The sequence below is a fragment of the Pseudomonas sp. NPDC087804 genome (assembly GCF_044742965.1).
Lineage (GTDB): Bacteria > Pseudomonadota > Gammaproteobacteria > Pseudomonadales > Pseudomonadaceae > Aquipseudomonas > Aquipseudomonas rustica.
This window is the reverse complement of sequence record NZ_JBIUVN010000001.1, coordinates 1,312,935-1,337,357: the sequence shown is the minus strand read 5'-3', so window position 1 is coordinate 1,337,357 and position 24,423 is coordinate 1,312,935. Positions and strand designations below refer to the sequence as shown.

At 57.7% G+C, this 24,423-nt stretch carries 27 protein-coding genes; 17 read left to right on the top strand and 10 right to left on the bottom strand.

Features of this window, described 5'->3' with window-relative positions:
* The first annotated feature begins 38 nt into the window (after positions 1–38).
* From ACIOMO_RS05855 to ACIOMO_RS05830, 6 genes are read left to right on the top strand one after another with little or no spacing between them, the layout of a single operon-like run.
* Positions 39–1,580 (top strand): DUF2235 domain-containing protein, encoded by a 1,542-nt coding sequence (locus ACIOMO_RS05855; RefSeq protein ID WP_401238910.1) that lies wholly within the window; start codon positions 39–41, stop codon positions 1,578–1,580.
* The gene (locus ACIOMO_RS05850) at positions 1,580–2,239 is read left to right on the top strand and encodes a DUF2931 family protein (protein ID WP_401238908.1); all 660 of its coding nucleotides are present in this window, start codon (positions 1,580–1,582) and stop codon (positions 2,237–2,239) included. Before ACIOMO_RS05855 ends, ACIOMO_RS05850 begins: the two co-directional genes overlap by 1 nt.
* Positions 2,240–2,250: 11 nt before the next feature.
* Entirely contained in the window at positions 2,251–2,907 is a 657-nt protein-coding gene (locus ACIOMO_RS05845) for a DUF2931 family protein (RefSeq protein ID WP_401238905.1), read from the top strand.
* Positions 2,908–2,914: 7 nt separating this feature from the next.
* Positions 2,915–3,571, top strand: a complete 657-nt coding sequence (locus ACIOMO_RS05840; protein WP_401238903.1) for a DUF2931 family protein — start codon at positions 2,915–2,917, stop codon at positions 3,569–3,571.
* Positions 3,572–3,599: 28 nt separating this feature from the next.
* On the top strand, positions 3,600–4,256 hold the full coding sequence (locus ACIOMO_RS05835) for a DUF2931 family protein (RefSeq protein WP_401239446.1): 657 nt from the start codon (positions 3,600–3,602) through the stop codon (positions 4,254–4,256).
* Positions 4,257–4,283: 27 nt separating this feature from the next.
* The gene (locus ACIOMO_RS05830) at positions 4,284–4,940 is read left to right on the top strand and encodes a DUF2931 family protein (RefSeq protein WP_401238900.1); all 657 of its coding nucleotides are present in this window, start codon (positions 4,284–4,286) and stop codon (positions 4,938–4,940) included.
* Positions 4,941–5,532: 592 nt separating this feature from the next.
* Here the strand turns inward: ACIOMO_RS05830 and ACIOMO_RS05825 are convergent.
* Together ACIOMO_RS05825 and ACIOMO_RS05820 are read right to left on the bottom strand one after the other, a co-directional pair.
* On the bottom strand, positions 5,533–6,636 hold the full coding sequence (locus ACIOMO_RS05825) for a DNA alkylation repair protein (protein ID WP_401238898.1): 1,104 nt from the start codon (positions 6,634–6,636) through the stop codon (positions 5,533–5,535).
* Between the two features lie 2 nt (positions 6,637–6,638).
* Positions 6,639–7,244 (bottom strand): glutathione S-transferase, encoded by a 606-nt coding sequence (locus ACIOMO_RS05820; protein ID WP_401238895.1) that lies wholly within the window; start codon positions 7,242–7,244, stop codon positions 6,639–6,641.
* 577 nt (positions 7,245–7,821) lie between these two features.
* On the opposite strand from ACIOMO_RS05820, the gene ACIOMO_RS05815 reads away from it, so the two are divergent.
* The 3 genes from ACIOMO_RS05815 to ACIOMO_RS05805 all read left to right on the top strand — a co-directional run bounded on the left by ACIOMO_RS05815 (position 7,822) and on the right by ACIOMO_RS05805 (position 10,374).
* Positions 7,822–8,226 carry a TraR/DksA family transcriptional regulator gene (locus tag ACIOMO_RS05815; protein ID WP_007907888.1) on the top strand — a complete coding sequence of 135 codons (405 nt, stop codon included), beginning with the start codon at positions 7,822–7,824 and terminating at the stop codon, positions 8,224–8,226.
* Between the two features lie 226 nt (positions 8,227–8,452).
* The gene (locus ACIOMO_RS05810; RefSeq protein ID WP_401238892.1) at positions 8,453–10,057 is read left to right on the top strand and encodes a methyl-accepting chemotaxis protein; all 1,605 of its coding nucleotides are present in this window, start codon (positions 8,453–8,455) and stop codon (positions 10,055–10,057) included.
* A gap of 113 nt (positions 10,058–10,170) precedes the next feature.
* On the top strand, positions 10,171–10,374 hold the full coding sequence (locus ACIOMO_RS05805; protein ID WP_053120974.1) for a hypothetical protein: 204 nt from the start codon (positions 10,171–10,173) through the stop codon (positions 10,372–10,374).
* Between the two features lie 6 nt (positions 10,375–10,380).
* On the opposite strand, the gene ACIOMO_RS05800 is transcribed toward ACIOMO_RS05805, so the two are convergent.
* Entirely contained in the window at positions 10,381–10,617 is a 237-nt protein-coding gene (locus ACIOMO_RS05800; protein ID WP_053120972.1) for a DUF2789 family protein, read from the bottom strand.
* 49 nt (positions 10,618–10,666) lie between these two features.
* Positions 10,667–10,918, bottom strand: a complete 252-nt coding sequence (locus ACIOMO_RS05795; RefSeq protein WP_082341449.1) for a hypothetical protein — start codon at positions 10,916–10,918, stop codon at positions 10,667–10,669.
* Between the two features lie 402 nt (positions 10,919–11,320).
* Here ACIOMO_RS05795 and ACIOMO_RS05790 point away from each other — a divergent pair, with 402 nt between their 5' ends.
* The 3 genes from ACIOMO_RS05790 (at position 11,321) to ACIOMO_RS05780 (ending at position 13,126) form a co-directional block, all read left to right on the top strand.
* Entirely contained in the window at positions 11,321–11,791 is a 471-nt protein-coding gene (locus ACIOMO_RS05790; RefSeq protein ID WP_082341448.1) for a hypothetical protein, read from the top strand.
* Entirely contained in the window at positions 11,788–11,985 is a 198-nt protein-coding gene (locus tag ACIOMO_RS05785; protein WP_053120968.1) for a hypothetical protein, read from the top strand. The genes ACIOMO_RS05790 and ACIOMO_RS05785 overlap by 4 nt, the downstream gene beginning before the upstream one ends.
* Positions 11,986–12,112: 127 nt before the next feature.
* On the top strand, positions 12,113–13,126 hold the full coding sequence (locus ACIOMO_RS05780) for an ABC transporter substrate-binding protein (RefSeq protein WP_401238887.1): 1,014 nt from the start codon (positions 12,113–12,115) through the stop codon (positions 13,124–13,126).
* A gap of 106 nt (positions 13,127–13,232) precedes the next feature.
* On the opposite strand, the gene ACIOMO_RS05775 is transcribed toward ACIOMO_RS05780, so the two are convergent.
* Positions 13,233–15,365 (bottom strand): TonB-dependent receptor, encoded by a 2,133-nt coding sequence (locus ACIOMO_RS05775; protein WP_401238885.1) that lies wholly within the window; start codon positions 15,363–15,365, stop codon positions 13,233–13,235.
* Between the two features lie 93 nt (positions 15,366–15,458).
* Positions 15,459–15,848 carry a DUF2946 domain-containing protein gene (locus tag ACIOMO_RS05770; protein WP_212545913.1) on the bottom strand — a complete coding sequence of 130 codons (390 nt, stop codon included), beginning with the start codon at positions 15,846–15,848 and terminating at the stop codon, positions 15,459–15,461.
* 95 nt (positions 15,849–15,943) lie between these two features.
* On the opposite strand from ACIOMO_RS05770, the gene ACIOMO_RS05765 reads away from it, so the two are divergent.
* Entirely contained in the window at positions 15,944–16,384 is a 441-nt protein-coding gene (locus ACIOMO_RS05765) for a DUF3995 domain-containing protein (RefSeq protein WP_053120960.1), read from the top strand.
* Between the two features lie 187 nt (positions 16,385–16,571).
* Here ACIOMO_RS05765 and ACIOMO_RS05760 read toward each other — a convergent pair whose 3' ends face one another.
* Both ACIOMO_RS05760 and ACIOMO_RS05755 read right to left on the bottom strand, forming a co-directional pair.
* Positions 16,572–17,186, bottom strand: coding sequence for a DNA-3-methyladenine glycosylase family protein (locus ACIOMO_RS05760; protein ID WP_401238881.1), 615 nt, complete (start codon positions 17,184–17,186; stop codon positions 16,572–16,574).
* Between the two features lie 38 nt (positions 17,187–17,224).
* Positions 17,225–18,307: a bifunctional transcriptional activator/DNA repair enzyme AdaA gene (locus ACIOMO_RS05755; protein WP_401238878.1), complete on the bottom strand. Its 1,083-nt coding sequence runs from the start codon at positions 18,305–18,307 to the stop codon at positions 17,225–17,227.
* A 215-nt stretch (positions 18,308–18,522) separates the two neighbouring features.
* Here ACIOMO_RS05755 and ACIOMO_RS05750 point away from each other — a divergent pair, with 215 nt between their 5' ends.
* Positions 18,523–18,936 (top strand): VOC family protein, encoded by a 414-nt coding sequence (locus tag ACIOMO_RS05750; protein ID WP_401238876.1) that lies wholly within the window; start codon positions 18,523–18,525, stop codon positions 18,934–18,936.
* Between the two features lie 3 nt (positions 18,937–18,939).
* Here ACIOMO_RS05750 and ACIOMO_RS05745 read toward each other — a convergent pair whose 3' ends face one another.
* Positions 18,940–19,560, bottom strand: a complete 621-nt coding sequence (locus tag ACIOMO_RS05745) for a LysE family translocator (protein WP_401238873.1) — start codon at positions 19,558–19,560, stop codon at positions 18,940–18,942.
* Between the two features lie 275 nt (positions 19,561–19,835).
* On the opposite strand from ACIOMO_RS05745, the gene ACIOMO_RS05740 reads away from it, so the two are divergent.
* The 3 genes from ACIOMO_RS05740 to ACIOMO_RS05730 all read left to right on the top strand — a co-directional run bounded on the left by ACIOMO_RS05740 (position 19,836) and on the right by ACIOMO_RS05730 (position 23,455).
* Positions 19,836–20,450, top strand: a complete 615-nt coding sequence (locus ACIOMO_RS05740; RefSeq protein WP_401238870.1) for a biliverdin-producing heme oxygenase — start codon at positions 19,836–19,838, stop codon at positions 20,448–20,450.
* Positions 20,447–22,684: an ATP-binding protein gene (locus ACIOMO_RS05735; protein ID WP_401238867.1), complete on the top strand. Its 2,238-nt coding sequence runs from the start codon at positions 20,447–20,449 to the stop codon at positions 22,682–22,684. The genes ACIOMO_RS05740 and ACIOMO_RS05735 overlap by 4 nt, the downstream gene beginning before the upstream one ends.
* Before the next feature lie 183 nt (positions 22,685–22,867).
* Complete coding sequence (locus ACIOMO_RS05730) at positions 22,868–23,455, top strand: LysE family translocator (RefSeq protein ID WP_401238865.1); 588 nt, start codon at positions 22,868–22,870, stop codon at positions 23,453–23,455.
* A gap of 104 nt (positions 23,456–23,559) precedes the next feature.
* Here the strand turns inward: ACIOMO_RS05730 and ACIOMO_RS05725 are convergent, their stop codons facing one another.
* A complete protein-coding gene (locus ACIOMO_RS05725) occupies positions 23,560–24,393 on the bottom strand; it encodes an AraC family transcriptional regulator (protein ID WP_053119341.1) in 834 nt (277 codons plus the stop codon).
* Positions 24,394–24,423: the final 30 nt, after the last annotated feature.

Below are 24,423 nucleotides of genomic sequence, written 5' to 3'. Positions count from 1 at the left end.
TCGGGCCGTTCTTCAAGGATCAGAACAAGGAATCATGGATGAGTGGATACGTTCCCAACCCGCCTAAAAACTACCGCTACGAAGAAGCCAAACCCGTCGATATTCATGCCCAGCGTTGGGCTGAGTATGAGAAATATGGGAAAGCGCCTGCGCCCGAACCTGAGAAAATCGGGATCGCGTTGAGGATTGGGGTTTTCTTTGATGGGACGGGTAATAACGCGAATAACACAGCGGCTGGTTTGCTGTGTGGCGCGCAGCATCCGATTGCGCCGCAGGATATTCCTGCGAGTTGCAAACCGTATATGGGGGATCCGGATAGCAGTTATGGCAACGATGTCAGCAATGTGCAAAAGCTGAGTTTGTTGTACTTCGCACCTCAGAAGGCCGAAGGGGATGGTTCACGGAAGCAAGCGTTTCGAATGATCTACGTCGAGGGGATCGGAACTCGATCAGGCGAGGAAGACAGCACCTTCGGTGCCGGAACCGGCCGAGGTGACACGGGCGTCGCCGGGTGTGTGCAACGCTCCTTCACAGACATCAAGCTGCGTATCAAGGACGTGTTGGACAACAACCCCAATAGTGAAATTACTTCCCTGACTTTTGATGCATTTGGCTTCAGTCGCGGAGCTGCCGCCGCTCGGCACTTTGCCAACGAGGTTGTACGCGGAAAACAGGGCCCGCTGGGGGAGATTTTACGCAGCAATGCCAATGCTCTCAGCCGAACCTTCATTGATGAATACAAAAGTAGCATCAACATGGGGTTTATCGGCCTCTTCGATACGGTCGCTTCGATTTCTGGATGGTCGAATTTGGGTGACGTCAAAAGCCCTATCGCTACGGGTATCAAGCTTTACCTTGACCGTCGTTTCTTCACAGATGTAGTTCAGCTATCGGCCCGTGACGAATGTCGGGCGAACTTCGCATTAAGTCGCGTCAAAGCCGATCACTTGGAAATAACCCTGCCAGGGGTTCATTCCGATATTGGCGGTGGCTACCTTGAGGAGATCCGAGAGTGTGTACTCATCAGTCCGATGCAAACGCTAGAGGTCTCGCAGTTTACTGATGTCTCTACGACCTCGATTTACCGTGATGCGGTGACTGTGAAGAGTCAGTGGATCGCCAAAGGCTGGCCAGATGACATGCTAGAGATCGTCACCCCTGATGCACTTCTCTTGCCAGTTGATCAGCAGGATCGGCTCGCCCCACGTAGGAAGCGCGTTTATGCCGCGGTGCAACTCAAACGCCCAGTGAGTGGCACTCTCTCTAGGGTTTATCTACGAGTGATGCACCAATTGGCCAAAGAGAAAGGTGTTCGGTTTGACGACATTCCGGATACCCCAGAGTTGGCTGTCCCCACCGAGCTTAAAGCGCTGTGTGATCGATTTCTTTCAGGGAACTACGAGACGTCTTCGCAAGAAGATCAGATGTTGAAACTCAAGTACATTCATATGTCCGCAAACTGGAACCATCCTCTTGGTAGACGGGATGGCAGTGGTCTGCGCGCCGTTTACATCAATGCTCCCACAGCTGACTCGATTCGCGTACAGCACCCTCACGTAGCTGACTGGAAACTCTGGTAATGAAATTATTTTTTACCCTGCTATGCGCCTTGTTCATTACTGGCTGCCAATCTGCTGATTCGCTTTCAGCGAAAAATGACCCGAAATCTGAATGGTGGGAGCTGGCGTTCACTGAGCCGGACTATATGAAAGTCTGGGTAGAGAACAGCTCTGTGCAAGACATTAATGGCAAGATTTTCTTAAAGGTTGGCGGCGGTACCGCTGCGGGCGGAGAGCCTGAGGACGGTACAGAGTCAGCCCGGGGTTGGACTGGGGGAGTCGGGGGCAGTGGCAGGAGAGTAGTGGGGGCAGATTTGCCCGTTCGGATATGGGTTCGCTGGCAATCGATCGCCGAACAGAAAACGTGGCAAGCCTGGGTAGATATTCCAGAGCAGGCCAGGCAGTTGATGGTGCAATCCGTCAACCAACGTTGTCCGCAAGCCCCTGATCAAGAGGCCAGGTCTATGGCATCGGTCTACTTAGGTCTAGCACCCGGTGGTGTCGTGCAGGTTTGGGTAAGAGACTCTTGTAATCACCCGGTTAAAGTCGCGCGAGGGCAGGCCGAGATCGAGCCATTGGGGCCGAGCCAAGGAAAGAACGAAGGGCGTTACGCATACCCAGTCAGTGAAAAGGCAAAGCGGTATATCGAAAAATACGGAATCCCTTACGGGAGTTGGTGAGTCATCCGCGAATGAAACGGATCCTTACTCTTTTTTGCGCGTTGTGGGTTGCCGGTTGTCAGTCAAGTAATCCGCTATCGGGCGAAAGCGATCCAAAGTCCGAATGGTGGGAACTGGCCTTTACTGAACCTGATTACATGAAAGTCTGGGTAGAGGACAGCTCTGTCCAAGACATTACCGGTAAGGTTTACTTCCGGGCTGGTGGCGGCTCCGCGGCAGGTGGAGAGCCTGACAACGGAAAGGAAACTGCCCGGGGCTGGACAGCAGTGGGTGGTAGCGGGAAGAGAGTGGTGGGTGCCGATCTACCTGAGCGTATCTATGTCCGCTGGCAATCAATTGCAGAGCAGAAAACCTGGCAGGCGTGGGTCGATATCCCCGAGGAAGCCCGACAAATTATGGTGACCTCCACTACTCGGCGCTGTCCAGATACACCAGAGAAAACGGCGCGCTTCATGGCCTCAGTGTATTTAGGGCTCGCTCCGGGCGGCGTGGTGCAAGTGTGGGTAAGAGATTCATGCCGACGGCCAATTAAAGTGGCGCGAGTTCAAGGCGAAATTGAACCGCTAGGCCCCGAACAGGGGAAGAACGGTGGTCGCTATGCCTATCCAGTGAGCGAAAAAGCCAAGCGTTATATCGACCAGTACGGCATCCCTTACGGGAGTTGGTAGCCGTCAAATGAGTCGATTGTTAATCGCGTTTTGCGTGCTGCTAGTGGCTGGTTGTCAGTCAAGTGATCCGTTATCGGCCAAAAATGATCCGAAGTCGCCTTGGTGGGAGCTCGGTTTTGCCGAACCTCATTACATGAAGGTTTGGGTGGAAGACACGTCTGTCGTAGATATTAAGGGCGAGACGTTTCTCAGCACTGGTGGTGGATCCGCATCGGGCGGTCAACCAGAAGATGGAACCGAGTCTGCACGCGGTTGGCACGGTGTAGGAAGTTCAGCAAAAGCAGTGGTGGGCGCTGACCTCCCCAAGCGAATTTTCGTTCGGTGGCAATCCATCGTAGAACCTCAAACCTATCGTGCGTGGATTGATATACCCGAAGAAGCCAGACAACTAATGCTGACTTCGGTCAACCAACGCTGCGCAAAAACTCCAGAGCAAGAGGGACGCTATATTTCCTCAATGTATTTGGGGCTGGCTCCCGGCGGCGTAGTACAGGTCTGGGTAAGAAACTCGTGCCACCACCCCGTCAAAGTCGCCAGGGCTCAAGCCGAAATCGAACCGTTGGGCCCGAGTCAAGGTAAAAACCAAGGTCGTTACGCGTACCCGGTCAATGAAAAATCCAAGCGATATATCGAGAAGTTCGGCATTCCGTTTGGCAGTTGGTAATCAAGAAAACAGATTGGATGCTCTGGTAATGAAAGGAATCGTGGTGCTGCTGAGCGGATTATTGTTGGCGGGATGCCAGACCGGAGACTCAGCGTCTGGCGCAAATGACCCTAAATTCCCATGGTGGGAACTCGGCTTTGTCGAACCTGATTACATGAAAGTCTGGGTTGAAGACACGGCGGTGGAGGACATCAAGGGAAAAACGTTTCTGCGCACAGGCAGTGGATCTGCATCAGGTGGGCAACCGGAGGATGGAACCGACTCCGCCCGAGGTTGGGATGGTGTGGGCGCCTCTGCGAGACCAGTGGTTGGCGCCGATCTCCCGAAGCGAATCTACGTTCGCTGGCAATCTATCGTAGAACCTCAAACCTACCGCGCCTGGATTGATATACCGGAAAAAGCCAGGCAACTGATGCTTACTTCAATTAACCAGCGTTGCGAGAAAACGCCAGATCAAACAGCCACCTATATATCTTCGGTCTATCTTGGCTTGGCTCCCGGGGGCGTTGTGCAAGTGTGGGTCAGAGATTCCTGCCACCATCCAATCGAAGTGGCCAAGGCAAAAGCCGAGGTCGAACCGCTGGGGCCGAGTCAGGGGAAAACCGAAGGGCGTTACGCATACCCCATCAGTGAAAAATCCAAACGCTATATCGAAAAATTCGGGATTCCTTACGGTAGCTGGTAGTCGTTACAAGTTATGGGAAGCTTCGAAATGAAAGGATTCGTGACACTGCTGGGCGCATTACTTCTGGTGGGATGCCAGTTGGCAGGCCCCGAGACTGGCGAAAACGACCCTAAGTATCCTTGGTGGGAGTTGGTGTTCGTGGAGCCGAACTACATGAAAGTCTGGGTCGAGGACAGCTCCGTCCAAGATATTAATGACAGGGTCTCTTTCAGAGCTGGTAAGAGCACTGCTGCCAGTGGACAACCAAGCCTGGAAGCCGAGTCGGCCCGAGGTTGGGGTGCTGTAACTGGTTCCGGAATGCCGGTGATTGGCGCCGACTTGCCCAAACTCATCTTTGCGCGTTGGCAGTCCATAACAGAGCAAAAAACCTACAGGGGTTTCATTGCCATTCCAGAGGAGGCGAGACAACTGATGGTGAAGTCGACGCACCAGCGCTGTCCGGAAACACCTGAGAAAACCGCTCGATTCATGGCGTCGCTTTACGTAGGGCTCGCCCCAGGCGGTGTGCTTCAAGCGTGGGTCAAGGACTCATGTCGAGAACCGGTCGTGGTCGCTAGGGGGCAGGGCGAGATTGAACCGCTAGGCCCGGAGCAGGGAAAGCATGGTGGCCGGTATGCGTATCCCGTCGGTGAAAAGGCGAAGGCATATATCGACAAGTACGGTATCCCGTATGGGAGTTGGTAGTTTGCGCGTTCCTGAATAGAACGCTTTACGAGCTCCCCCCTCATTCGGTTTTCGGAGTGACGGACTATCATCGGTTCACGCTCTGTGAATTCTGAGAAAGCAATTTTGAGAATAGAAAGCACTACACGCTTTGACGATGTCGACCACGAAGTGGGTTATGACTACCGTGGTTTCAACTACGTGATTCGGAATGAAATGGAAGAGTTTGTCGTCAGGATTTACGACGACGAGTCGGATAAGGCAATAGTGGTGCGACCGACTACGATGTCGACAAACAACTGCCTCAGTATGCTGGTTGAATTCTTACAATCAGTGCTCGCCGTGTCTGCGATCTCCCTCTACAAGGGTGAGCGAGGGATTTATGTCGAGATAGATCTCGATAGCTTAAGATTCAAAAAATAAATCTGTTCCCATGTTCATCATGGGAGAAAAAATCATCTGCTAAAAACCGTATCTCTTCACCGATGTCCATCTACGCAAAGACTGTTGATGGCAATGCGATGGTTTGGCTATAGGGGTCGCAGGCTTGAGGTTGCAAGCCATTGGTACATACGGGAGCTGGTTCGGGCGCTCATTTCAATCATGAGTTTCCTTAAACAAGGATTTCAAACTCACTACTCCCCAAAACCGCCCCATTAACCATCACCCAAACCCCATGCACCCCACCAAAATGCTTCCGCGTCGTAAAATCCTTTATCACCTGCCTTCTACCCACAACCACCTCCCCAAACTCAACCAAATCCACCACCTTCAACTTAAAAACCTTCCGCGAAACCCCGCCATTCGCCTTCACATAGTCAATCGCATAATCAATCACCAACCGCTGTTCATGTGCCACCGTCGACTTCACCGAAAACGACAAACCAATCGCATCCCCCAACCGCACCACCCCCGGCTCAACCCGCACATCCACCAACTCAACCTCAGCCTTCTTCCCCGCACCAATTACCGCCAGCGCGCGCATATCCCCCTGCTTAATCAAACTCCGCAACGCATGCTTGGCAATCCACGCCGTATGCTTTTCCTCCAGCGACCACCCCTCAATCACATCCAGCACCCAACCCGGATGTTCCTTCGTTACATCATTCAAATGATTCGCCACGGACTTGCGGACGTACAAACTCTCGTCCGCCTTCAACCGATCCAATATCCCCGCCGCTAAATTTGGATTCGCCTGCACCGCTTCCAGTCGAAACGACCAGGGCAGGCGAGGGCGGCTGCCTTCGCTGGCCAGGCGGCGTACATGGTGATTCTCATCCAGCGCCCACTCATGCATCAGTTCCAGCGAGCGTTCCAGGTCTCTGCGCAGAAAGTGGCGGATGGCGAATTCAGAAGAGCCAAACGTGGTGAAGTACTTCAGCGCATCCATCGAGGTATCGAACGCATGTCCGCCATAGCTGGCGACATAGTGCGGCAGGCACATGCTGACGAATCCGCTGTTCAGCCTCGGAGCAAGTTCAAACAGCACTTCGAGGGAATCTTCATACCCGAGCGGCAAAACAGCGTGCAGGCTTTCGCTGACGCGCGCCATGCGCTGCATCACCGATAATTCGGCGAGTCCTTGATTGGCATGTTTGAGAAACGCTTTGGCTTTGAACGCGGGGTACACCGCGCTCATTTCGTCGGCGATATGTTGCAGGCGTTCGGCGTTGAAGATTTCTTTGAGCGCGGGTGCGGCGGTGTCGGTTGTGCTCATGGTCAGGTCATCGGGGTGTTGATGAAGGCTTCGAGGCTTTCCGCGTAGGCGGTGTATTGGGCGATGCGCGGGTAGCGGTGGTTGTCGATCTGGTCGGGTACGACGAGGCCGGTGAAGCTCCACGCGACCGCGAGGCTGATGCCATCCTGGGCGAGCGTGCCGTCGGTGGGCAGGTGGTAGGTTTCAAGTTGTTTTTCGAGGGCGGTGAAGGCGGCGGCGAGTTGGCTTTCGACGCGTTCGACCCACGGTTGGTATTGGATGTCGGCCGGGCGCAGGTTGCGTTCGTAGTAGAGCTGCACGGCTTTTTCGCAAGCGGCGAGGCTGAGGCCGATCAGGCGCAGGGCTTGGGCGCGTTGGCTCAGGTCTTTCGGCAGCAGGGTTTTGCCGGTGGCGGCTTCGAGGTAGTCGAGGATGAGCGTGGAGTCCATCAGTACGACGCCGTCGTCGAGGATCAGTGTCGGCGCTTTGACCACCGGGTTGATCTGCTGGAATTGTTCGAAGTGGCGGAACACCGAGACCGACTCGTGTTCGAGGTCGATGCCCAGGCGCTTGGCGGAGATCGCCACGCGCCGCACGTAAGGGGAGTCGAGCATGCCGATCAGTTTCATGACGCGTTCCTTCAAGTCGAACCGGTGGGAAGGCATAACCTAGCCGAGCTTGAAGCAATTGTCAGTCGTCGAAGTCTACCTGTTGGGGAATTTCGTCGACCCTGATCCGCTCGCTCTGCGGGCGCCTGTCGCTGGCGATGCGTTTGGTGCAGATCTGTACTGGACATGGGTAATCCTTCAGATCTGTTCTTTTATATGGACGGCAGCGCCCCTGAATCCGGGGGGATGCGAAGGCTACAGGGCAGTTCTGAATGAAAACTCTGGCGGTCGAGAGTCATCGGTCGCAGGTCTTCGTTAGCCGTTTGTCTTCTATATACAGCCGCTCGATTGAATTTCTTGCTATAAACGCACTCCGAGTACCGCCATGAAGCCTGTGTCAGAGCAGTTTCCGGGCTTTGTCGGACGAATTCGCTGGATTTTCTGTTGCTGAGGTCGCAAGTCGGCCTTAGACTGCCGCCCCTCGTAAATTGAGTGCCGGGTGGCATTTGCAATAAACGATGCCTTTTCGACAGCCGCACGCGGTTTGCCGAAACGCTCCCTAATTCGCCTTAATGCACGTTTTTTTATAGAGATATCAATGACAAAGGACAAGTTGCTGGCCATGCCGGCAGATGACTACATGAATGCCGAGCAGCACGCTTTTTTCTCTGAGCTGTTGCAGAACATGAAAGTCGAAACCCACGAGCGCATTGAGCAAAATCGCATCGCCATCGAGAGCCTGGACACTCCGGCTGATCCGGCGGACGCGGCTTCGGTTGAAGAAGAGCGCACTTGGCTGGTGAACGCGATCGATCGCGACCAGCGCATGCTGCCGCAACTGGAACAAGCCCTTGAGCGCATCAAGGAAGACAGTTTTGGCTGGTGCGACGACAGCGGCGAGGCCATTGGCCTGAAGCGTCTGCTGATCAGCCCGACCACCAAGTACTGCATCGAAGCTCAAGAGCGTCACGAGCAGATCGACAAGCACCAGCGTCAGGCTTGATGCTGTGCGGTGACCCATGAATGTGGGTCGCCAGCAAAAGATCGCAGCCTTCGGCAGCTCCTACACGGAGATGTCGGGGCTGCGATCTTTGCTTTTGCTCGTCCGCAACATTTCCCGCCGATTCATTGACCTGCTGCAAGACCCCACGACCAACGGACCATAGATAATGGCGTTGTAGTGGCGTTTAATGCAGTCACAACAATGAAAACAAGCGTGGGGTGATGATATGACGAGAGATGGATCTCTGGTTGGGGCTCTGCCTGCACCAGTGCTGTTGCCGAAAAACCGCTGGCTCGCACCGACCCTGCAAAGCATCGCCCTGATGCTGTTGTTGGCCGGCATGACCCTGGGTGAGTGGTCGCTGTACCTCGCAATGCCGTTGGCGGTGCTGATTGTCTGGCTGCCGCGCCTGCGTTCCCGAGCCGTCCCCGCTGCACAGCCTGCCGATTCCGGCAGCGCTATTTCTGAATTGACCCGCGACCTTTCCTACACGACCAGCCATAACGCCTTGTCGGCGGCCGGCGTTGCCTTTTCGGTGAAAGAGCTGGCGAGCAAGCTCGAATCGCAACTGAATGCCGCCGCGCAAATCGTCAGCAACGCCGAAGTGATGATCGCCACTGAACACGCGACCTCGCAACTCAGCCGCGAAGCGCTCAACGCTGCCAGCGAAGCCCATCACAGCAGTGCGGCGGGGCGCACGCAATTGCTCGATTCGATCTCGCGCATGCACCAACTCAGTCAACGCGCCAACGCCAGCCGCGAGCTGATCGAAGCCTTGAGCGTGCGCAGCGATGACATCCAGCGAGTGACGCTGGTGATTCAGTCCATCGCCAGCCAGACCAATCTGTTGGCACTCAACGCTGCCATCGAAGCAGCCCGCGCTGGCGAACACGGGCGCGGTTTTGCCGTCGTTGCTGACGAAGTGCGTGGATTAGCAGCGCGAACCGCGTCGGCGACCGGCGAAGTCGGCGAGATGGTTGCCGACATTCAGCAACGCACCGCGCAAGTGGTCGAGCAGATTCGCGAGCTGTCCAGCGACCTGCACACCGGCGTAGAGCAGGTCGAGCACACCGGTCAGCACCTGGAAAACATCGCGCGACTGGCTGCTGGCGTGGAAACCCAGGTCGGCGAAATCGCCCGGGGCGCGGAAACCAACCGCGAGCAACTCGACAGTTTGTTCAAAGCTATCGAGCAAATGCGCAGCGATCTGGCGATCAGCGATCAACAGACCCGCCGCCTCGCCGACGCCGCCGTGCAGATGGAAGGGCAGGCGGAAACCATCAGCGAACGGCTTGCCGAAGTCGGCCTCGATGACTACCACCAGCGTATCTACGACCTGGCGCGCGAAGGCGCTAATCGGATTGCTGCGCAGTTTGAAGCCGATATAGATCAGGGCCGGGTCAGCCTGGAGGATCTGTTTGATCGCCAGTACCAACCGATCCCGAATACTCAACCGGTGAAATTTCAGACCCGTTTCGATCGCTATACCGATCAGGTGCTGCCAGCGATTCAGGAGCCGTTGCTGCCGCGTCACGAAGGGCTGGTCTTCGCCATTGCCTGCACGCAACAGGGCTATGTGCCGACGCACAATCACGCATTCAGCAAGCCGTTGACTGGCGATGCGCAGGTCGATGCGCTGAACAATCGCACCAAACGCAAGTTTGCCGATCGCACCGGGATTCGCTGCGGTAGCCATCAGCAACCGGTGTTATTGCAGACCTATACCCGCGACACCCGTGAGTTGATGCATGACCTGTCGGTGCCGATCATGATCAAGGGCCGGCATTGGGGCGGTTTGCGTCTGGGCTATAAACCCGAAGGTGCGCGCTGAGCGATTGTTACCTTTGCTGCAATGAATCTGTGCACGGCCGTTGCTGTTTCCTACCGTAGAAAACCATTAATCTAACTACGTAGTTAGCTAGCTAATGATTTTGGGAGGTCAGCATGCAGTGCAGAGTTGATGTCGCCGTGATGATCGGCAGCGGTGTCCCCGAGGGTTTGCGCGCGATGGGGCAAAGCGTCTGCTGGGTGGTGTTATTGAATGGAGAGCGGCGCGGCACCGCGTTCGCCAGTCGCGATGAAGCGGAAGAGTGCAAGGCCGCATGGCTTGCAGAATTACAAGCCAAGGCGGGTGACAGCCTGCACTGATCGGTTTTACTTGCCGCGGTGCAGGCGTACGTTCAATTCATCGACCATAACCGCTTCATCGCCGTCGGCACGTAACCATTCTTTGAGCAATTGCGCTTGTTGTGGCGACCAGAAGTCGGCGTCGATCAATTTGACGTCCGCAGGCAGCGGATGGGCCTCGATGAAATCGTCGATAGCGGAGCCTTCCGAAGGCAATCCCAGTTGGTCGAACAGGGTCGTCAGATTGTTTGCTGTCAGTTCCATCGTATGCTCCTTGGTGTGGGCGCCGGGGTGACGCGATCGAACACTCTCTTTATCTGAGGCAGCCGTTCGCCAGGAGTTCGATTTTCGATTCAAGTGAGCGGGCTAGCGCACAGGCTTCGTTATGGTCTTCGCGGAAACCTCTTACACGACCCGTCGATTTTTCCTTGATGTGAAAAAACGAGTTGCCAGCCGGTACCACTTGAAAACGAGGTGTCTGATCATCTGGTGTGGCGATACGCAGGATCAGCGGCGATGTGGTGCGTGCATCAGAGGGCAGGGCAAAGTGGGTTAGAGTGCACATATGAAGTCCTTTTCATCGTTCGACCCCTATTTACAGGTCGTTTCGGGTAGTCGTAATGAGCATTGCTGCTCTAGAATCGCCAATACCTGTTGACGACGGGGGTTATCTAAAGCAATTTTTCAGTTGCGATATGTCGGAAAAGTGCTTTTTTTCGTGAGAATTTTCCCTAAAGTTCGTAGTCAGTTTTATCTGTCGGCCACTGAGGATTTTTCCTTCAAGCTCTGGCGACAGTTGAGGCAAGTTTCGCGAGTGACATTCCAGTAGTCTTACCAACCTCGCGAACGATGAGCCGTCGGCTCACTTCGGACTTTTATTAGCGTTATTGGCAACACTGTCGGCCTGGCCGTTTTTTTGCCGTGCGCGTTTTCCGTGTGCGGCTTTTTCAGATGTGGGGATGTTTCTTTGGCAGTCAGTAACCTCGATATGCATGCTTTGTTCGTGCTGGGTGATTTGCGTGCGAAGCTGGTCAAGCTGTTTCAATCGCGTTTTGTTTACATCACCGAGCAGAGCGCCGAAGGCATTTACGTCGCCGAAATCGACACCGAAAGTGCCTTGGTGGTCGATGACAAACCCGGGCTCAAGCTCAAGGTTGGCGATCATTTCAGTGCGTCGGTCTTGCCCAGCCGTGAAGGCGGCAAGATGGACATCCGTTTTCGCGAAATCAAACTGACGGTCTATGGCCTGGGCGATTACGCTTTTGTCACGACGGCCGATGGCCAGGCAATTCTGTTCAAGGAAGGCCACAGCGTAGTCACGGTGTTCGCCGCCAATGAGCAACTGCAGGAAGGCCTGACCAAGACGCTGAAAGCCGTCACCGCCAAAGCCGCCAAATGGCGCAAAGGCGAACTGGTGACCTTCAAGGCCAGCGAGTGAGCCGGGCGGACTTTCACTCGCAGAACCTCGACACGGCGCGCGAGGAGGCCCAGCGTTTGTACGCGGCGAAGGCGCCAATGCAGGGCGCCTGGCTGGGCTGGGTGGCGTCGCAGATCTACACCTTGCGGCCTGCGGAATACGCCGCCATGGTCAGACGCGAGCTACAAAGCTTGCAGGAAAAATCTGAAACATAACCTCGACCGGATCATCTACCTGAAAACACTGGAACCTCGGCTACAGTCAGTTGACTGAGTATTCAGAGGCTTGCGGTCTTCTGTCAGGCCATCCTGCCAATGCTGTGAACAGCACGAGGGGTAATAGATGAACGGATTTCGACGGTTATTGGCCGCCAGCGTGGCGACATTCGGGATGCTGACGTCGGCGCAAGCGGTGATGGCGGCCGAGACGCCGATCCATTTCGCTGACCTGAACTGGGAAAGCGGCAGCCTGATCACCGATGTGTTGCGCATCATCGTCGAGAAGGGCTACGGGCTGCCGACCGACACGCTGCCCGGCACCACCATCACGCTGGAAACCGCGCTGGCCAACAATGACATTCAGGTCATTGGTGAAGAGTGGGCAGGGCGCAGTCCGGTGTGGGTCAAGGCTGAGGCGGAAGGCAAAGTGGTCAGCGTCGGCGATACCGTCAAAGGCGCCACCGAAGGCTGGTGGGTGCCGGAATATGTGATCAAGGGTGATGCGGCCAAAGGCATCAAGCCGCTGGCGCCGGACTTGCGCAGTGTCAGTGACCTTAAAAAATACAAGGACGTGTTCAAGGATGCGGAAAACCCGAGCAAGGGCCGGTTCCTCAACAGCCCGATCGGCTGGACCTCGGAAGTGGTCAACAAGCAGAAGCTGACGGCGTACGGGTTGCAGGACGACTACACCAATTTCCGCAGTGGTTCGGGCGCGGCGCTGGATGCCGAAATCAGTTCGTCGATTCGTCGCGGTAAGCCGGTGTTGTTCTACTATTGGTCGCCGACGCCGCTGCTGGGCAAATTCAAACTGGTGCAACTGGAAGAGCCGGCATTTGATGCTGAAGCGTGGAAGACGCTGACGGATGCCGATAATCCCAATCCAAAACCAACGCGGTCACTGGCTTCGAAGCTGTCGATTGGCGTGTCGACGCCGTTTCAGAAGCAGTATCCGCAGATTACCGAGTTCTTCAGCAAGGTCGATTTCCCGATTGAGCCGTTGAACAAGGCGTTGGCCGAGATGAGCGAGAAACACACGGCGCCACGGGAAGCGGCGGTGGCGTTTATGAAGGCGCATCCGGATGTGTGGCAGGCCTGGTTACCGAAGGATGTGGCTGAAAAAGTATCCGCAAGTCTATAGCCGACGCGATCCTGTAGGAGCTGCCGAAGGCTGCGATCTTTTGATTTTGATTGTTTTAAAAGCAAGATCAAAAGATCGCAGCCTTCGGCAGCTCCTACAGGTTTTTTTAGAATTTCGTTGCCACCGCCAATTCAAAAGTACGCGGCGTCCCGAGGTAATACGCCGGCGACACATGCGCAAATTCGGCATACACCTCATTGGTCAAATTGCGCACCCGCCCGGTCACAGTCGTGTGCGAATCCACCTTGTAGCTGAGGAAGCTGCCGAACAACGTGTACGACGGCACTGTCATCGTATTGGCCGTATCGGCAAACACCGACGCCACATACCGCGCATCAACCCCACCTTGCCATTGCGGCGAAAAATCATAGGTCAGCCACAGATTGCCGACCCGATCCGGCACGTTGGTCGGCGTGTTGCCCTTGCGCGACACCACCACGCCGGCAGCGTTTTTCTCGGTGAAATCGTCGTACTGCGCATCGACCCAGGCGAAGTTGCCTTCGGCCAGTAACTTGTCGGTGATCCGCAGTGAGCTGGCGATCTCAATGCCTTTCGACGTCTGCTGACCCACCGGAATGCTGCTAGTCGGATCCAGTGGATCGGTCACGGCGAAGTCTTTGCGCTCAATCGTATACGCCGCCACGGTCGCCGAACCGCGCCCGTTCAGATAATCGAACTTGCTGCCGATTTCCCATTGCTTGCCCGTCGAGACGTCGAAGTCCTGGGTGCCGTTCGGCTGCTCGGCGGCGGTGCTGTATTGCACGTAAACGTTGGCCGACGGGATGAACTGGTACGTCAGGCCGGCGCGGCCGGTGAGCGGCTCCCAACTGCGCTTGAGGTGCTTGGGATTAGCGGCGGTCACCACTCGGTGGTTGGTCACGTCGAGGTCGATATCGTCATAACGCAGACCGGTGAGCAGCGACAGTTTGTCGGTGAGCGCCAAGCGGTTTTCCACGAATAAGGCTTTGGTGGTGACCTCGTTGGTCTTGTCGCTGATCAACGCCGGGTTGGTGCCGGGTATGTCGTAGAAATGCCCCGGCCGGTAATGGTTCGGATCAACAGTGCTGGCGCCTTTGACGTTCAGCGGATAGTTGGTGGTCTGGTTGACCTTGTATTCGAAACCACCCGACCACGTCGTCTCAAGTCCCAACAGCGTGTTGTCGTGGCGCAGTTCGAACTGGTTGCCGTTCTGCTCGCCCTGATGGCGCACCTGATACGCGGTTGAGCGGTTCACCGCCGTGTTGTCGGCGTTGTACTGGTAGGTTTCGAGGTTGCGGTAATCGCGCTGGCTGTCGAGGTGATACAGCGTGTTGCGCAGGGTGGTGCTGTCGTTGATGCGGTAGTCGATGATCGAGCGAGCCCAGATGGTTCGTTGCTCGTAGCGACCATCTTCGACGTTGTAGTTGTTGAGGCGGTTGTGTTTGTCGATCTTTAGCTCGCCGGCCTTGGGATTGAGCACTGGGGTTCCCCAATACGGACTGTCCTCGTGCTCGTCCTGGTATTCCAGCGCCAACGTATGTGACAGATCCGGCGTCAGGTCGCTGAGCAACGAGAACGCCACGCTCCAGGCATCGCGTTCCTGGCGGTCGATGTAGCCGTTGCTGGTGTTGTGGCTGACGTCGAGTCGGGCGTAGTGCTGGATGTCGGCGCTCGGGGCGGTCAGGGCATGGTTGAGGCCGAACGCGGTTTCGGTGGTGTCGTAAGTGCCGTAGCTGACCCGGCCTTCGATGGCTTGCTCGTCGCGCGTGGCGAGTTTGGTCACGTAGTTCAGCGAGCCGCCGACCGAGCCTGCGCCGTTGATCAGCGACGACGGACCGCCGACCAGTTCCACCCGGTCGTAGATCCACGCGTCCACCGGTCGGGCGAGACCGCCGGAGACGTTGATGCCGTTGAACATCTGGGTGATCTGGCTGCTGGTGAAGCCGCGGTAAGAGACGAAGCCGCCGAAACCCGGCGGTGCGCTGGCATTGACGCCGGGCAGGGTGTTGGCGGCGTCCTGGAAGTTCTGTGCGCCATGGCGCTCGATGTCGTTGCGGTTGGCGATGGCCACCGAGGCCGGGGTGTCGCGCACGCTGAGGCCGAGGCGCGAGGCCATGCCGCTGGACTGGTCGAGGCTCAGGCCCGGTTCGGCGCCGGATTCGCCATCGATGGTGATGGGCGCCAGATCCACGGTGGATTGCGCCCAGACGTTGACGGACAGGCAGCCGCACAGGCTCGCCAGCAAAGTGAGTTGTTTCATCATTGAATCCTGAATGCTTGTCTAGGCGTCAGCGCACAGGCACACGCCGCGCGTTGGTGCAGTGGGCTGACAGATCAAAAAAGGCAGAAACACTCAGGCGAGCGGTGGGGCACGAGGGTTGGCCGAGGGCCAGGTGAAGCGGGCAGGGAGGTCGGCACTGACGATCGGTGCCAGCGGTGGGCTGTGTTGCTCCGGCAGAACGGCGAGGGTCAGGCTGGAGTTGAACGCCGGGCCCATGCCGCCGCCGACCGAGCACAGCGGACAGCCGAACGCCTTGGACAGGGTCGGCAGTTTTTCTTCGGTGGGGTTGCTGGCGATTGGCGCTTGCGTGGCCGGGTCGACCGTACAGAACTGGCCGCCGATACCGTTCAGCTGCATGCCGACCATTTGTCCGTGACCGATGCTGCAGGCGAACACGTTGAACAGGACGCAGCAATAGAGCATCCAGGCCAGCAGTGAGCGATCGGTACGGGAGAATTTCATGGGGCGGCACTTTACCGTACCGCCGATCGGTCGTGCACTTCAAAAAATGCCAACTAGGATGATTTGTTCAAATCCCTTTCCAAGGATTCTCGACCATGACCTTTGTGTTGGCTCAATGGCTGGTGACGGTTTTTGCGGTGATCGCCCTGGTGCATGTGTACTGGGCGCTGGGCGGACAATGGGCGGCGGTGGCGGCCGTGCCGCAAGTGCCGGTGCAAGGTTTGGTGGCGACGGTGCGCCCGGCGTTCAAACCTTCCGGCTGGATCACGTTGCTGGTCGCGGCGGCGCTGTTGGTGATTGCGGCGCTGGTGTGTATGCGCGTGGGTTGGGGCTTCGCGCCGGTGCATCACTGGTCGCTGCAATGGGGGATCAGCGCGATTGCGCTGCTGCTGTTCGCCCGGGCGATTGGTGATTCGAACCTGGTGGGGTTTTTCAAAGAGGTCAAAGGCTCACGATTTTCACGGCTTGATACGTGGGTGTATTCGCCGTTGTGCGTGGTGCTTGGCGCGGGATTGCTGGCTGTTGCGTGGGTGTGAGCAGGCGCCCACCCAGAGGCCGAACTCTCATTTCCACTGTAGGAGCTGTCGAGTGCAACGAGGCTGCGATCTTTTGGCTTTTAAAAGATCAGGATCAAAAGATCGCAGCCTCGTTGCACTCGACAGCTCCTACAGACCCACAATCACACAGTCCCATGATTCCGCAGCACCTATAAGCGTTGGGGTTTCAGGGTTTGGCCACGCGCCATAGGTACCATGCGGCGACTGTGCGGTGTGGGCTCCAGGCTTGGCCGATGTCGATCATCTGTTTGCGTGTCGGTTGTACGTCGAGGCTTTTCAATCGCCGATAACCTTCACGCACGCCGAAGTCGTCCGCCGGCAGAATGTCCATGCGTTCAAGGCTGTAGATCAGCAGCATTTCCACCGTCCAGCGACCGACCCCGCGCAGGCTGATCAAGCGTTCGATCAGCGCCTCATCGTCCATCGCCATGGCCGTCGCATAATCCGGCACCACGCCGTCCAGCGTTGCTTGGGCGATCCCTTGAATGGTCGCGATCTTGCCGCCCGAAAAGCCGCAACTGCGCATTCGATCAAAGTCAGTCGCGAGGATCTGCTCGGGGCGCGGAAAGGACTCTCCGCCAAACAACCCCACCAGCCGCCCGACAATTGCATCCCCAGCCCTAGCGTGCAGTTGCTGATAAGCAATCGCCCGCACCAGCGACTCGTACGGATCACGCGCCGGATGCGGTTGATGCAGGCACGGGCCGACAGCGGCGATGTGCTGCTGCCAGTCTTCGTCGAGCGCGGCCAGAAACTCGCTGGCCGCTTGATAGGGGAGCATGCTTTTCAAAAATTCCCTCTTGTTGATCGATCAATTGGTCAGAAGGCCAAGGGCTGCGTGAGCTGTACCGCGGCGTTTTCCAGCCTCAGCAGAAATGCCTTGCGCGGCTGTCCTCCACCATAGCCGGTGAGCGAGCCATCCGCGCCAATCACCCGATGACACGGCACCACAATCGATAAACGATTGTGTCCGTTGGCCAGGCCCACCGCGCGACTCGCGCCGGGTTTGCCCAGCGCGGCGGCGATGGTGCCGTAGGTGCTGGTCTGCCCGTAGGGAATTTGCCGCAGCGCCGCCCAGACCTGCCGCGCAAACTCGCTGCCGGGCAAATGCAGCGCCACGGTAAATTCGCTGAGTGTGCCGGCAAAGTACGCCGCCAGTTGCTGTTCGATCTGCTGCAGATGTCCGTTGTGTCCCGGCACGACCGCATAGCCGTAGCGGTTCTGCAATTCCTCGACTTCGCGGGTCAACGCCGGGCGATCAAGAAACTCCAGCAACACCAGCCCACGACGTTCGGCCATGGCGATCATCGGCCCCAGCGGCGTGGTCAGGCGGGTGAACAGCAACGGTTCACTCTGCGCCGCACGCCCCGGCGTGATGTGGAAGGACTTCTGAAACGCATCACGAAAACCGCTGAGCGATTCATACCCCGAGTCGAACGCCGCGTGATCAATCGACGTGCCTTGCTTGATCCCACCCAACGCCATGCCCAATCGACGCGTGCGCAGCCAGGCATGGAAGGTCATGCCGAAATGCTGTTTGAACCAGCGCCGCAACTTCAGCGGCACGATGCCTTCGGCGAGCAATTGCGCATCGGTCCAGCGCACCTCGGGATCAGCTTCGACTGCTTTGAGCAGCGTCTGCACCCAGTCCGGCGCAATGGCGTCGGCGTCCAGCGGTTTGCAGCGCAGACAGGCGCGATAACCGGCCGACAGGCATTCATCGGCATGGGCGAAAAACTCGACGTTCTCCGGTTTCGGCTTGCGCGCCGTGCAACTCGGGCGGCAGAAAATCCCGGTGGTTTTCACGGCCGTAAAGAACACGCCTTCATAGGCAGTGTCGCGTTCAAGCATGGCGCGAACCATCTCGGCGTGGGGCGGCAGGACAGCGGTTTGTATGTTCATGGCTTGAGAGTAAAACCAGATTGTCGATGGCTCCACCGAAAAATCGACAGTGAATTCCCACATCACCTGAACTACCGTGTAGGAGCTGCCGAAGGCTCGGGCCGCGTTTGATCGTTCCCACGCTCTGCGTGGGAATGCAGCCGCGGACGCTCCGCGTCCAAAGATCAAAAGATCGCAGCCTGCGGCAGCTCCTACACTGTGTGAGGCGTTGAGTTATGCATCCGTTTTCCATTCATCACATCGATCACATCGTCCTGCGCGTCGAGGATCTGCAACGCAGCATCGATTTCTACGGCCAGGTTTTCGGCGCCGAGGTGGTCAAGCGCAACGAGCCGCTGGGCCTGATCCATCTGCGCGCCGGCACCTCAATGATCGACCTCGTCGACCTGCAAGGCGAACTCGGCCGCAAGGGCGGCGGGGCGGCCGGGGCCGAGCGGCGTAACGTCGATCACTTCTGCCTGCGCATCGAACCGTTCGATGAAGCGGCGCTGACCGAACATCTGCAATCCTTCGGCTTGACCGTGGCCAAAGCCGAATCGCGTTTTGGCGCAGAAGGCAAAGGCCTCTCGCTGTATTGCTTCGACCCGGATGGCAATCAGGTCGAACTCAAAGGCCCGTCCGAGGCGTAAACCTCACGCCCGTTTCGCCAGCAGCAACACCGAAGCCGCCGCCGACAACAGTCCCGCGCAGCAGCGATTGAAAATACGCTTGCCGCGCGGCTCGGCGAACCAGCGGCGCATGTGCAGGCCCATGTAGGCGTAGGCGCTGATGGCGATCCACTCCAGCGACAGAAACAGCACGCCCAACACGGCAAACTGCGCTGGCACCGGGCGGCCAGGGTCGACGAACTGCGGCAAAAACGCGGTGAACAACAGGATCGCTTTCGGATTACCGGCGGCCACCAGAAACTCCTGTCGCGCCAACGCCCAGAATCCCACCGAAGCTCCGGCAATTTCCTCCTCGGTTTCGGTATTGGCGCGCCACAGTTGCCAGGCCATGTACAACAAATACCCCGCGCCGACGATCTTGATCGCCTGAAACAGCCATTCCGACGTCTGCAACACCACCGACAGACCGGCGCCCGCGAGCGCAATCATCCCGGCAAACGCCAGAATCCGCCCGATGCCCGCCAAGCAGGCGCGCTGAAAGCCGTAACGTGTGGCGTTACTCACCGACAGCAAATTGTTCGGGCCGGGGGCCATGTTCAGGGCGAAGCAGGCGGGGAGAAACAGCGACAGCGTGGCGAGATCCATGACAGCACTCCAGAAACCAGAAGCGCATTTTTATCACAGCCCCCGTGCGGCCCGACCCGTACAGTCAGGCAGTGCTGTCGCGGTACAGCGCCCGGCGGTACTGGCGAAACCGTTCGAACTTTTTGCGAAATCTGAAACTCTGATAGGTCAGAGGGCGGTGGTTTCGTCTGGAAAAACTAGTCGTCGGGTCAGAAAAATGACCTGTGCCGTGTAAAATCCCTCGATGCGATGCCAACCCCGAATGGCCCCAGGCGGCCTCACCAAGAGCGATCTACATGCAAGCAAAGGCCCGTGAAGTTTATGTGCCACCGGTGCTGCAAGATCTGCGAGCCGGCACTGCCGACCTGCACATCGCGCTGGAAAAACGCCTTCCTTTTTTCTCCGACGCCCTCGATATTCAGGCTTTTCAACGGCTGATGCAGGCTTACTACGGCTTCTATTTGCCGCTGGAAAGCGCATTGCTCGACAGCCACTGCATCCCCGCCGATTTTGATCTGACGCCACGTCTCAAAACCGCCACCTTGCGCGGCGACCTGCAAGCGTTGGGCGTCGCGGATGAAGCGATCAACCGCCTGCCGATCTGTAGCCAATTGCCGCAGATCAATTCTGGCGCTAGCTGCCTCGGCATACTGTACGTGCTCGAAGGCGCAACGCTCGGCGGGCAAATCCTGCGCCGGGAAATCTCTGCGCGGTTAGGCCTGGAAGCCGATAACGGCGCGGCTTTTCTCGATGTCTACGGCGCCGCCACCGGTCGTCGCTGGCGTGATTTCATGGAATACCTGGGCAGTCGACCGATGGATACGGACGAGCGCAAGGCCGTTGTGGCGGCCGCACACACCACATTCAGTTGTTTCGAGCGCTGGCTCGAAAGCCGGGAGGTACTGGCATGACTCCGCAAGACAAACAAGCCTTTGAAGAACTGCTGGCCAACTGTGCCGACGAACCGATTCGGTTCCCCGGCGCGATCCAGCCGCACGGGTTGCTGCTGACCTTGAGCGAGCCTGCGCTGGAGATCATTCAGGTCAGCGCCAACGTCGAGAGCCTGCTCGGCCGTCCTGCGCTGGAGTTGATCGGACAACCGCTGCAAAGCCTGATTGGCGATGAACGCGCCGCGCAAGTACGCGAGACGTTGCAACAGCCAACTTTGTCCGACTCGGCGCCATTGCTGTTCCGACTCAACGACATGGCGTTCGAAGGCTTGCTGCACCGTCATCAAGGCGTGTTGATTCTCGAACTGGAAATCCACGTCGAGAACTTCCAGCCGCGTAACGTGGCGGGCAGCGAAACCCATTTGGGCCGCATGCTCCAACGGCTGCAAGGCGCGACGACGTTGCAGGCGCTGTACGACATCAGCGTCAAAGAAATTCAGGCGATGACCGGTTACGACCGGGTGCTGATTTATCGCTTCGAAGAAGAGGGCCACGGCCAAGTCATTGCCGAAGCCTCCGATCCGTCGATGGAAGTGTTCAACGGTCTTTTCTTCCCGGCGTCCGACATTCCCGAGCAGGCCCGCGAGCTGTATCGCACCAACTGGCTGCGGATCATCCCGGATGCGGCGTACGAGCCGGTGCCGCTGGTGCCGAAGCTGCGTCCGGACACGCAAACGCCGCTGGACTTGAGTTTCGCCACGCTGCGCAGCGTGTCGCCGATTCACTGCCAATACATGAAGAACATGGGCGTGCTGTCGTCGATGAGTATTTCCCTGCTCAAGGGCGACAAACTCTGGGGCTTGATCAGCTGCGGCAACCGCGAACCGCTGCATGTGCCGCACGAATTGCGCGCCGCCTGCCAGACCATCGGCCAAGTGCTGTCGCTGCAAATCAGTGCGATGGAGGCACTGGAAGTCAGCCGTCAGCGCGAAGCAAAAGTCGACGCGCTGGCGATGCTCAATCAAGCGATGATCGACTCGCCGCAGAATGTATTCGACGGTCTGGCCAACCAGCCTGAAGTGCTGATGGCACTGACCGGCGCCGGCGGCATTGCGATCATCGAAGACAAGCAATTGCACCGTTACGGCAACTGCCCGGAGCCGGACGAAATCCGCGCCCTGCACAAGTGGTTGCAGGACAGCGGCGAGGCGGTGTTCTCCAGTCATCATCTGGCCAGCGTTTACCCGCCGGCCGCGCACTATCAGCAAGTCGCCAGCGGTGTGCTCGCCATGAGCCTGCCGAAACCGGTCGACAACGGCGTGCTTTGGTTCCGCCCCGAGGTGAAGGAAAACATCAATTGGAGTGGTGATCCGCGCAAACCGCTGGATCTGGAAAACTCCGACGCCGGCCTGCGATTGCGCCCGCGTACGTCGTTCGAAATCTGGAAAGTCGAGATGGCCGGGATCTCCACCAAATGGAGCCACGGCGATCTGTTTGCGGCCAACGATCTGCGGCGTTCGGCGCTGGAAAATGATCTGGCGCGGCAGGTTCGACGCGAGCAGGAAGCGGTGCGTGCCCGTGATGAGCTGGTGGCGGTGGTTTCCCACGATCTGCGCAACCCGATGACGGTGATTTCGATGCTCTGCGGCATGATGCAGAAGGCCTTCAGCTCTGACGGCCCGCATACGTCGCGACGGATCTCCACGGCTATCGACACCATGCAACAAGCGGCCGGGCGCATGAACACGCTGCTGGAAGACTTGCTCGACACCTCGAAAATCGACGCCGGGCGCTACACCATCAACCCGCAGAAACTCGACGTCGGGCAGATGTTTGAGGAGGCACAATCGCTGCTCGCACCGTTGGCAATCGACAAGGACATCAGCATTTCCTTTGAGGCCGACGCGGATCTGAGCATTCATGGCGATCCTGAGCGGCTGTTTCAGGTGCTGTCGAATCTGATCGGTAACGCGATCAAATTCACTCCGCGTCTGGGCACGGTCGGCGTGCGTGCGAAGTCGGTGGGCGATGAAATTGTCTTCACCGTGCGCGACAGCGGCGAGGGTATTCCCAAGGAAAACCTGCCGCACGTGTTCGATCGTTACTGGACGGTGAAGGACGGCAACCCGACTGGCACCGGCCTGGGTTTGTACATCACCCAAGGCATCGTCGAGGCCCATGGCGGGCGGATCGTCGCCGAGAGCGAACCGGGGCAGGGCAGCGAATTCCGCTTCACCGTGCCACGCCTGGACTAACCCACAAAATCCCCTGTAGGAGCTGCCGAAGGCTGCGATCTTTTGATCCTGTTTTCAAAAGACAAGATCAAAAGATCGCAGCCTTCGGCAGCTCCTACAGGGGCAGGGGCATTTTCTTCAATACTGGGGATCGGACGCTGGTTAGGGTGGGCGCCTTGTTCCTTGTTTTGAAGCAGGTGTGCGATGAGTCTGATTGTTTCGATGGCGGCGTTTGCGCTGGCGGCGTCCATCACGCCGGGGCCGGTGAATATTGTGGCGTTGAGTTCGGGGGCGCAGTTCGGCTTTCGCGCCAGTCAGCGGCATGTCGCCGGGGCCACGTTAGGATTTGTGTTGCTCTTGGTGCTGATGGGGTTGGGGCTGCATGAAATGCTGCAACTGTGGCCGTTCATGACCCGCGTGGTGCAACTGGCCGGTGTGGCGTTTTTGCTGTTCATGGCGTGGAAATTGGCTACCGATGACGGGCAACTGAACGCCAAGGATTCAGCGCGGGCACCGTCGATGCTGTACGGCGCGGTGATGCAATGGCTCAATCCCAAGGCGTGGCTGGCCTGTGTAGCGGGGATGGGCGCGTTTGTCGCCGATGGTGAGGCGCGGTTGGTCTGGCAGTTTGCGGCGGTGTACCTGGTGATTTGCTATGTGTCGGTGGGCTGCTGGGTGTACGCCGGGACGTTCTTGCGCGGGTATTTGAGCAATGCGGCGGGGATGCGTTGGTTTAACCGCAGCATGGCGCTCTTGCTGGCAGTCAGCGCAATTTACCTGCTGATCACCTGACCCCTTGTAGGAGTGAGCCTGCTCGCGATAGCGGTCTTTCAGTAAAAAATGTGTGGCTGACACACCTCTATCGCGAGCAGGCTCACTCCTACATTGGATCGCGGTCAGCCGCGATACTGGCCGGGGGTTGCGGCCAGGTGTTGTTTGAACGCGCGCTGAAAATGCGCCTGATCAGCAAACCCAGCCTCCAGCGCTACATCGGCAATCAACTGCCCGCCACGCAAACGCTCGCGGGCAAACTGGATGCGCTGATTGACCAAAAACGCATGCGGGGTCATGCCGTAATGCTGCTTGAACGCGCGGATCAAATACGACGGTGAAAGCTGCGCCGCCGCGCAAATATCCTCAAGGCTGAGCAGTTCCGTGCAGTGCTCACGAATGAAATCCGCCGCCCGTTCCAGTTTGAAATTCGGCTCGCGCAACGCTTGCCCGGCCGGGTTCAGACGCAGCTGCAGATCACTGAAAAACTCCACCGCCGTGCTCTGTTTACGCAGCACATCCTGCTGATCGTCGACCAACACTTCGTACAGCGCCATCAAGCCGCGAAACAGCGCCGCATCCTGCAAGTGCGTGGCGGAAAACCGGCGAAATTCCAGATCCTCACCAAACCCCAACTGATGCTGCAAATCCGTCAGCCACGGCGTTTCGACGTACAGCATCACGTACGACCACGGCTGATCATCAATCGGATTGCAGGCATGCACGTCGCCCGGATTCATCAGCACCACGGTGCCCGCCGCCACCTCGAATTGCGCCTGTTCATGCACATAAGTACTGCGCCCGGCAGTGATCGCGCCGATGGAAAAGTGCGCGTGGGAATGCCGGGCGTAACAGACTTCGCGACCATCGGCGATGGCCCGCGCTTCGATAAAGGGCAGGGCGTCGTCGCGCCAGAAGCGCGGGGCTTTTTCAGGGTTTTTGGCGGCAGCGTGTTTCATTATGGTTATTCCCGGCAGGCCAGTGCCCGA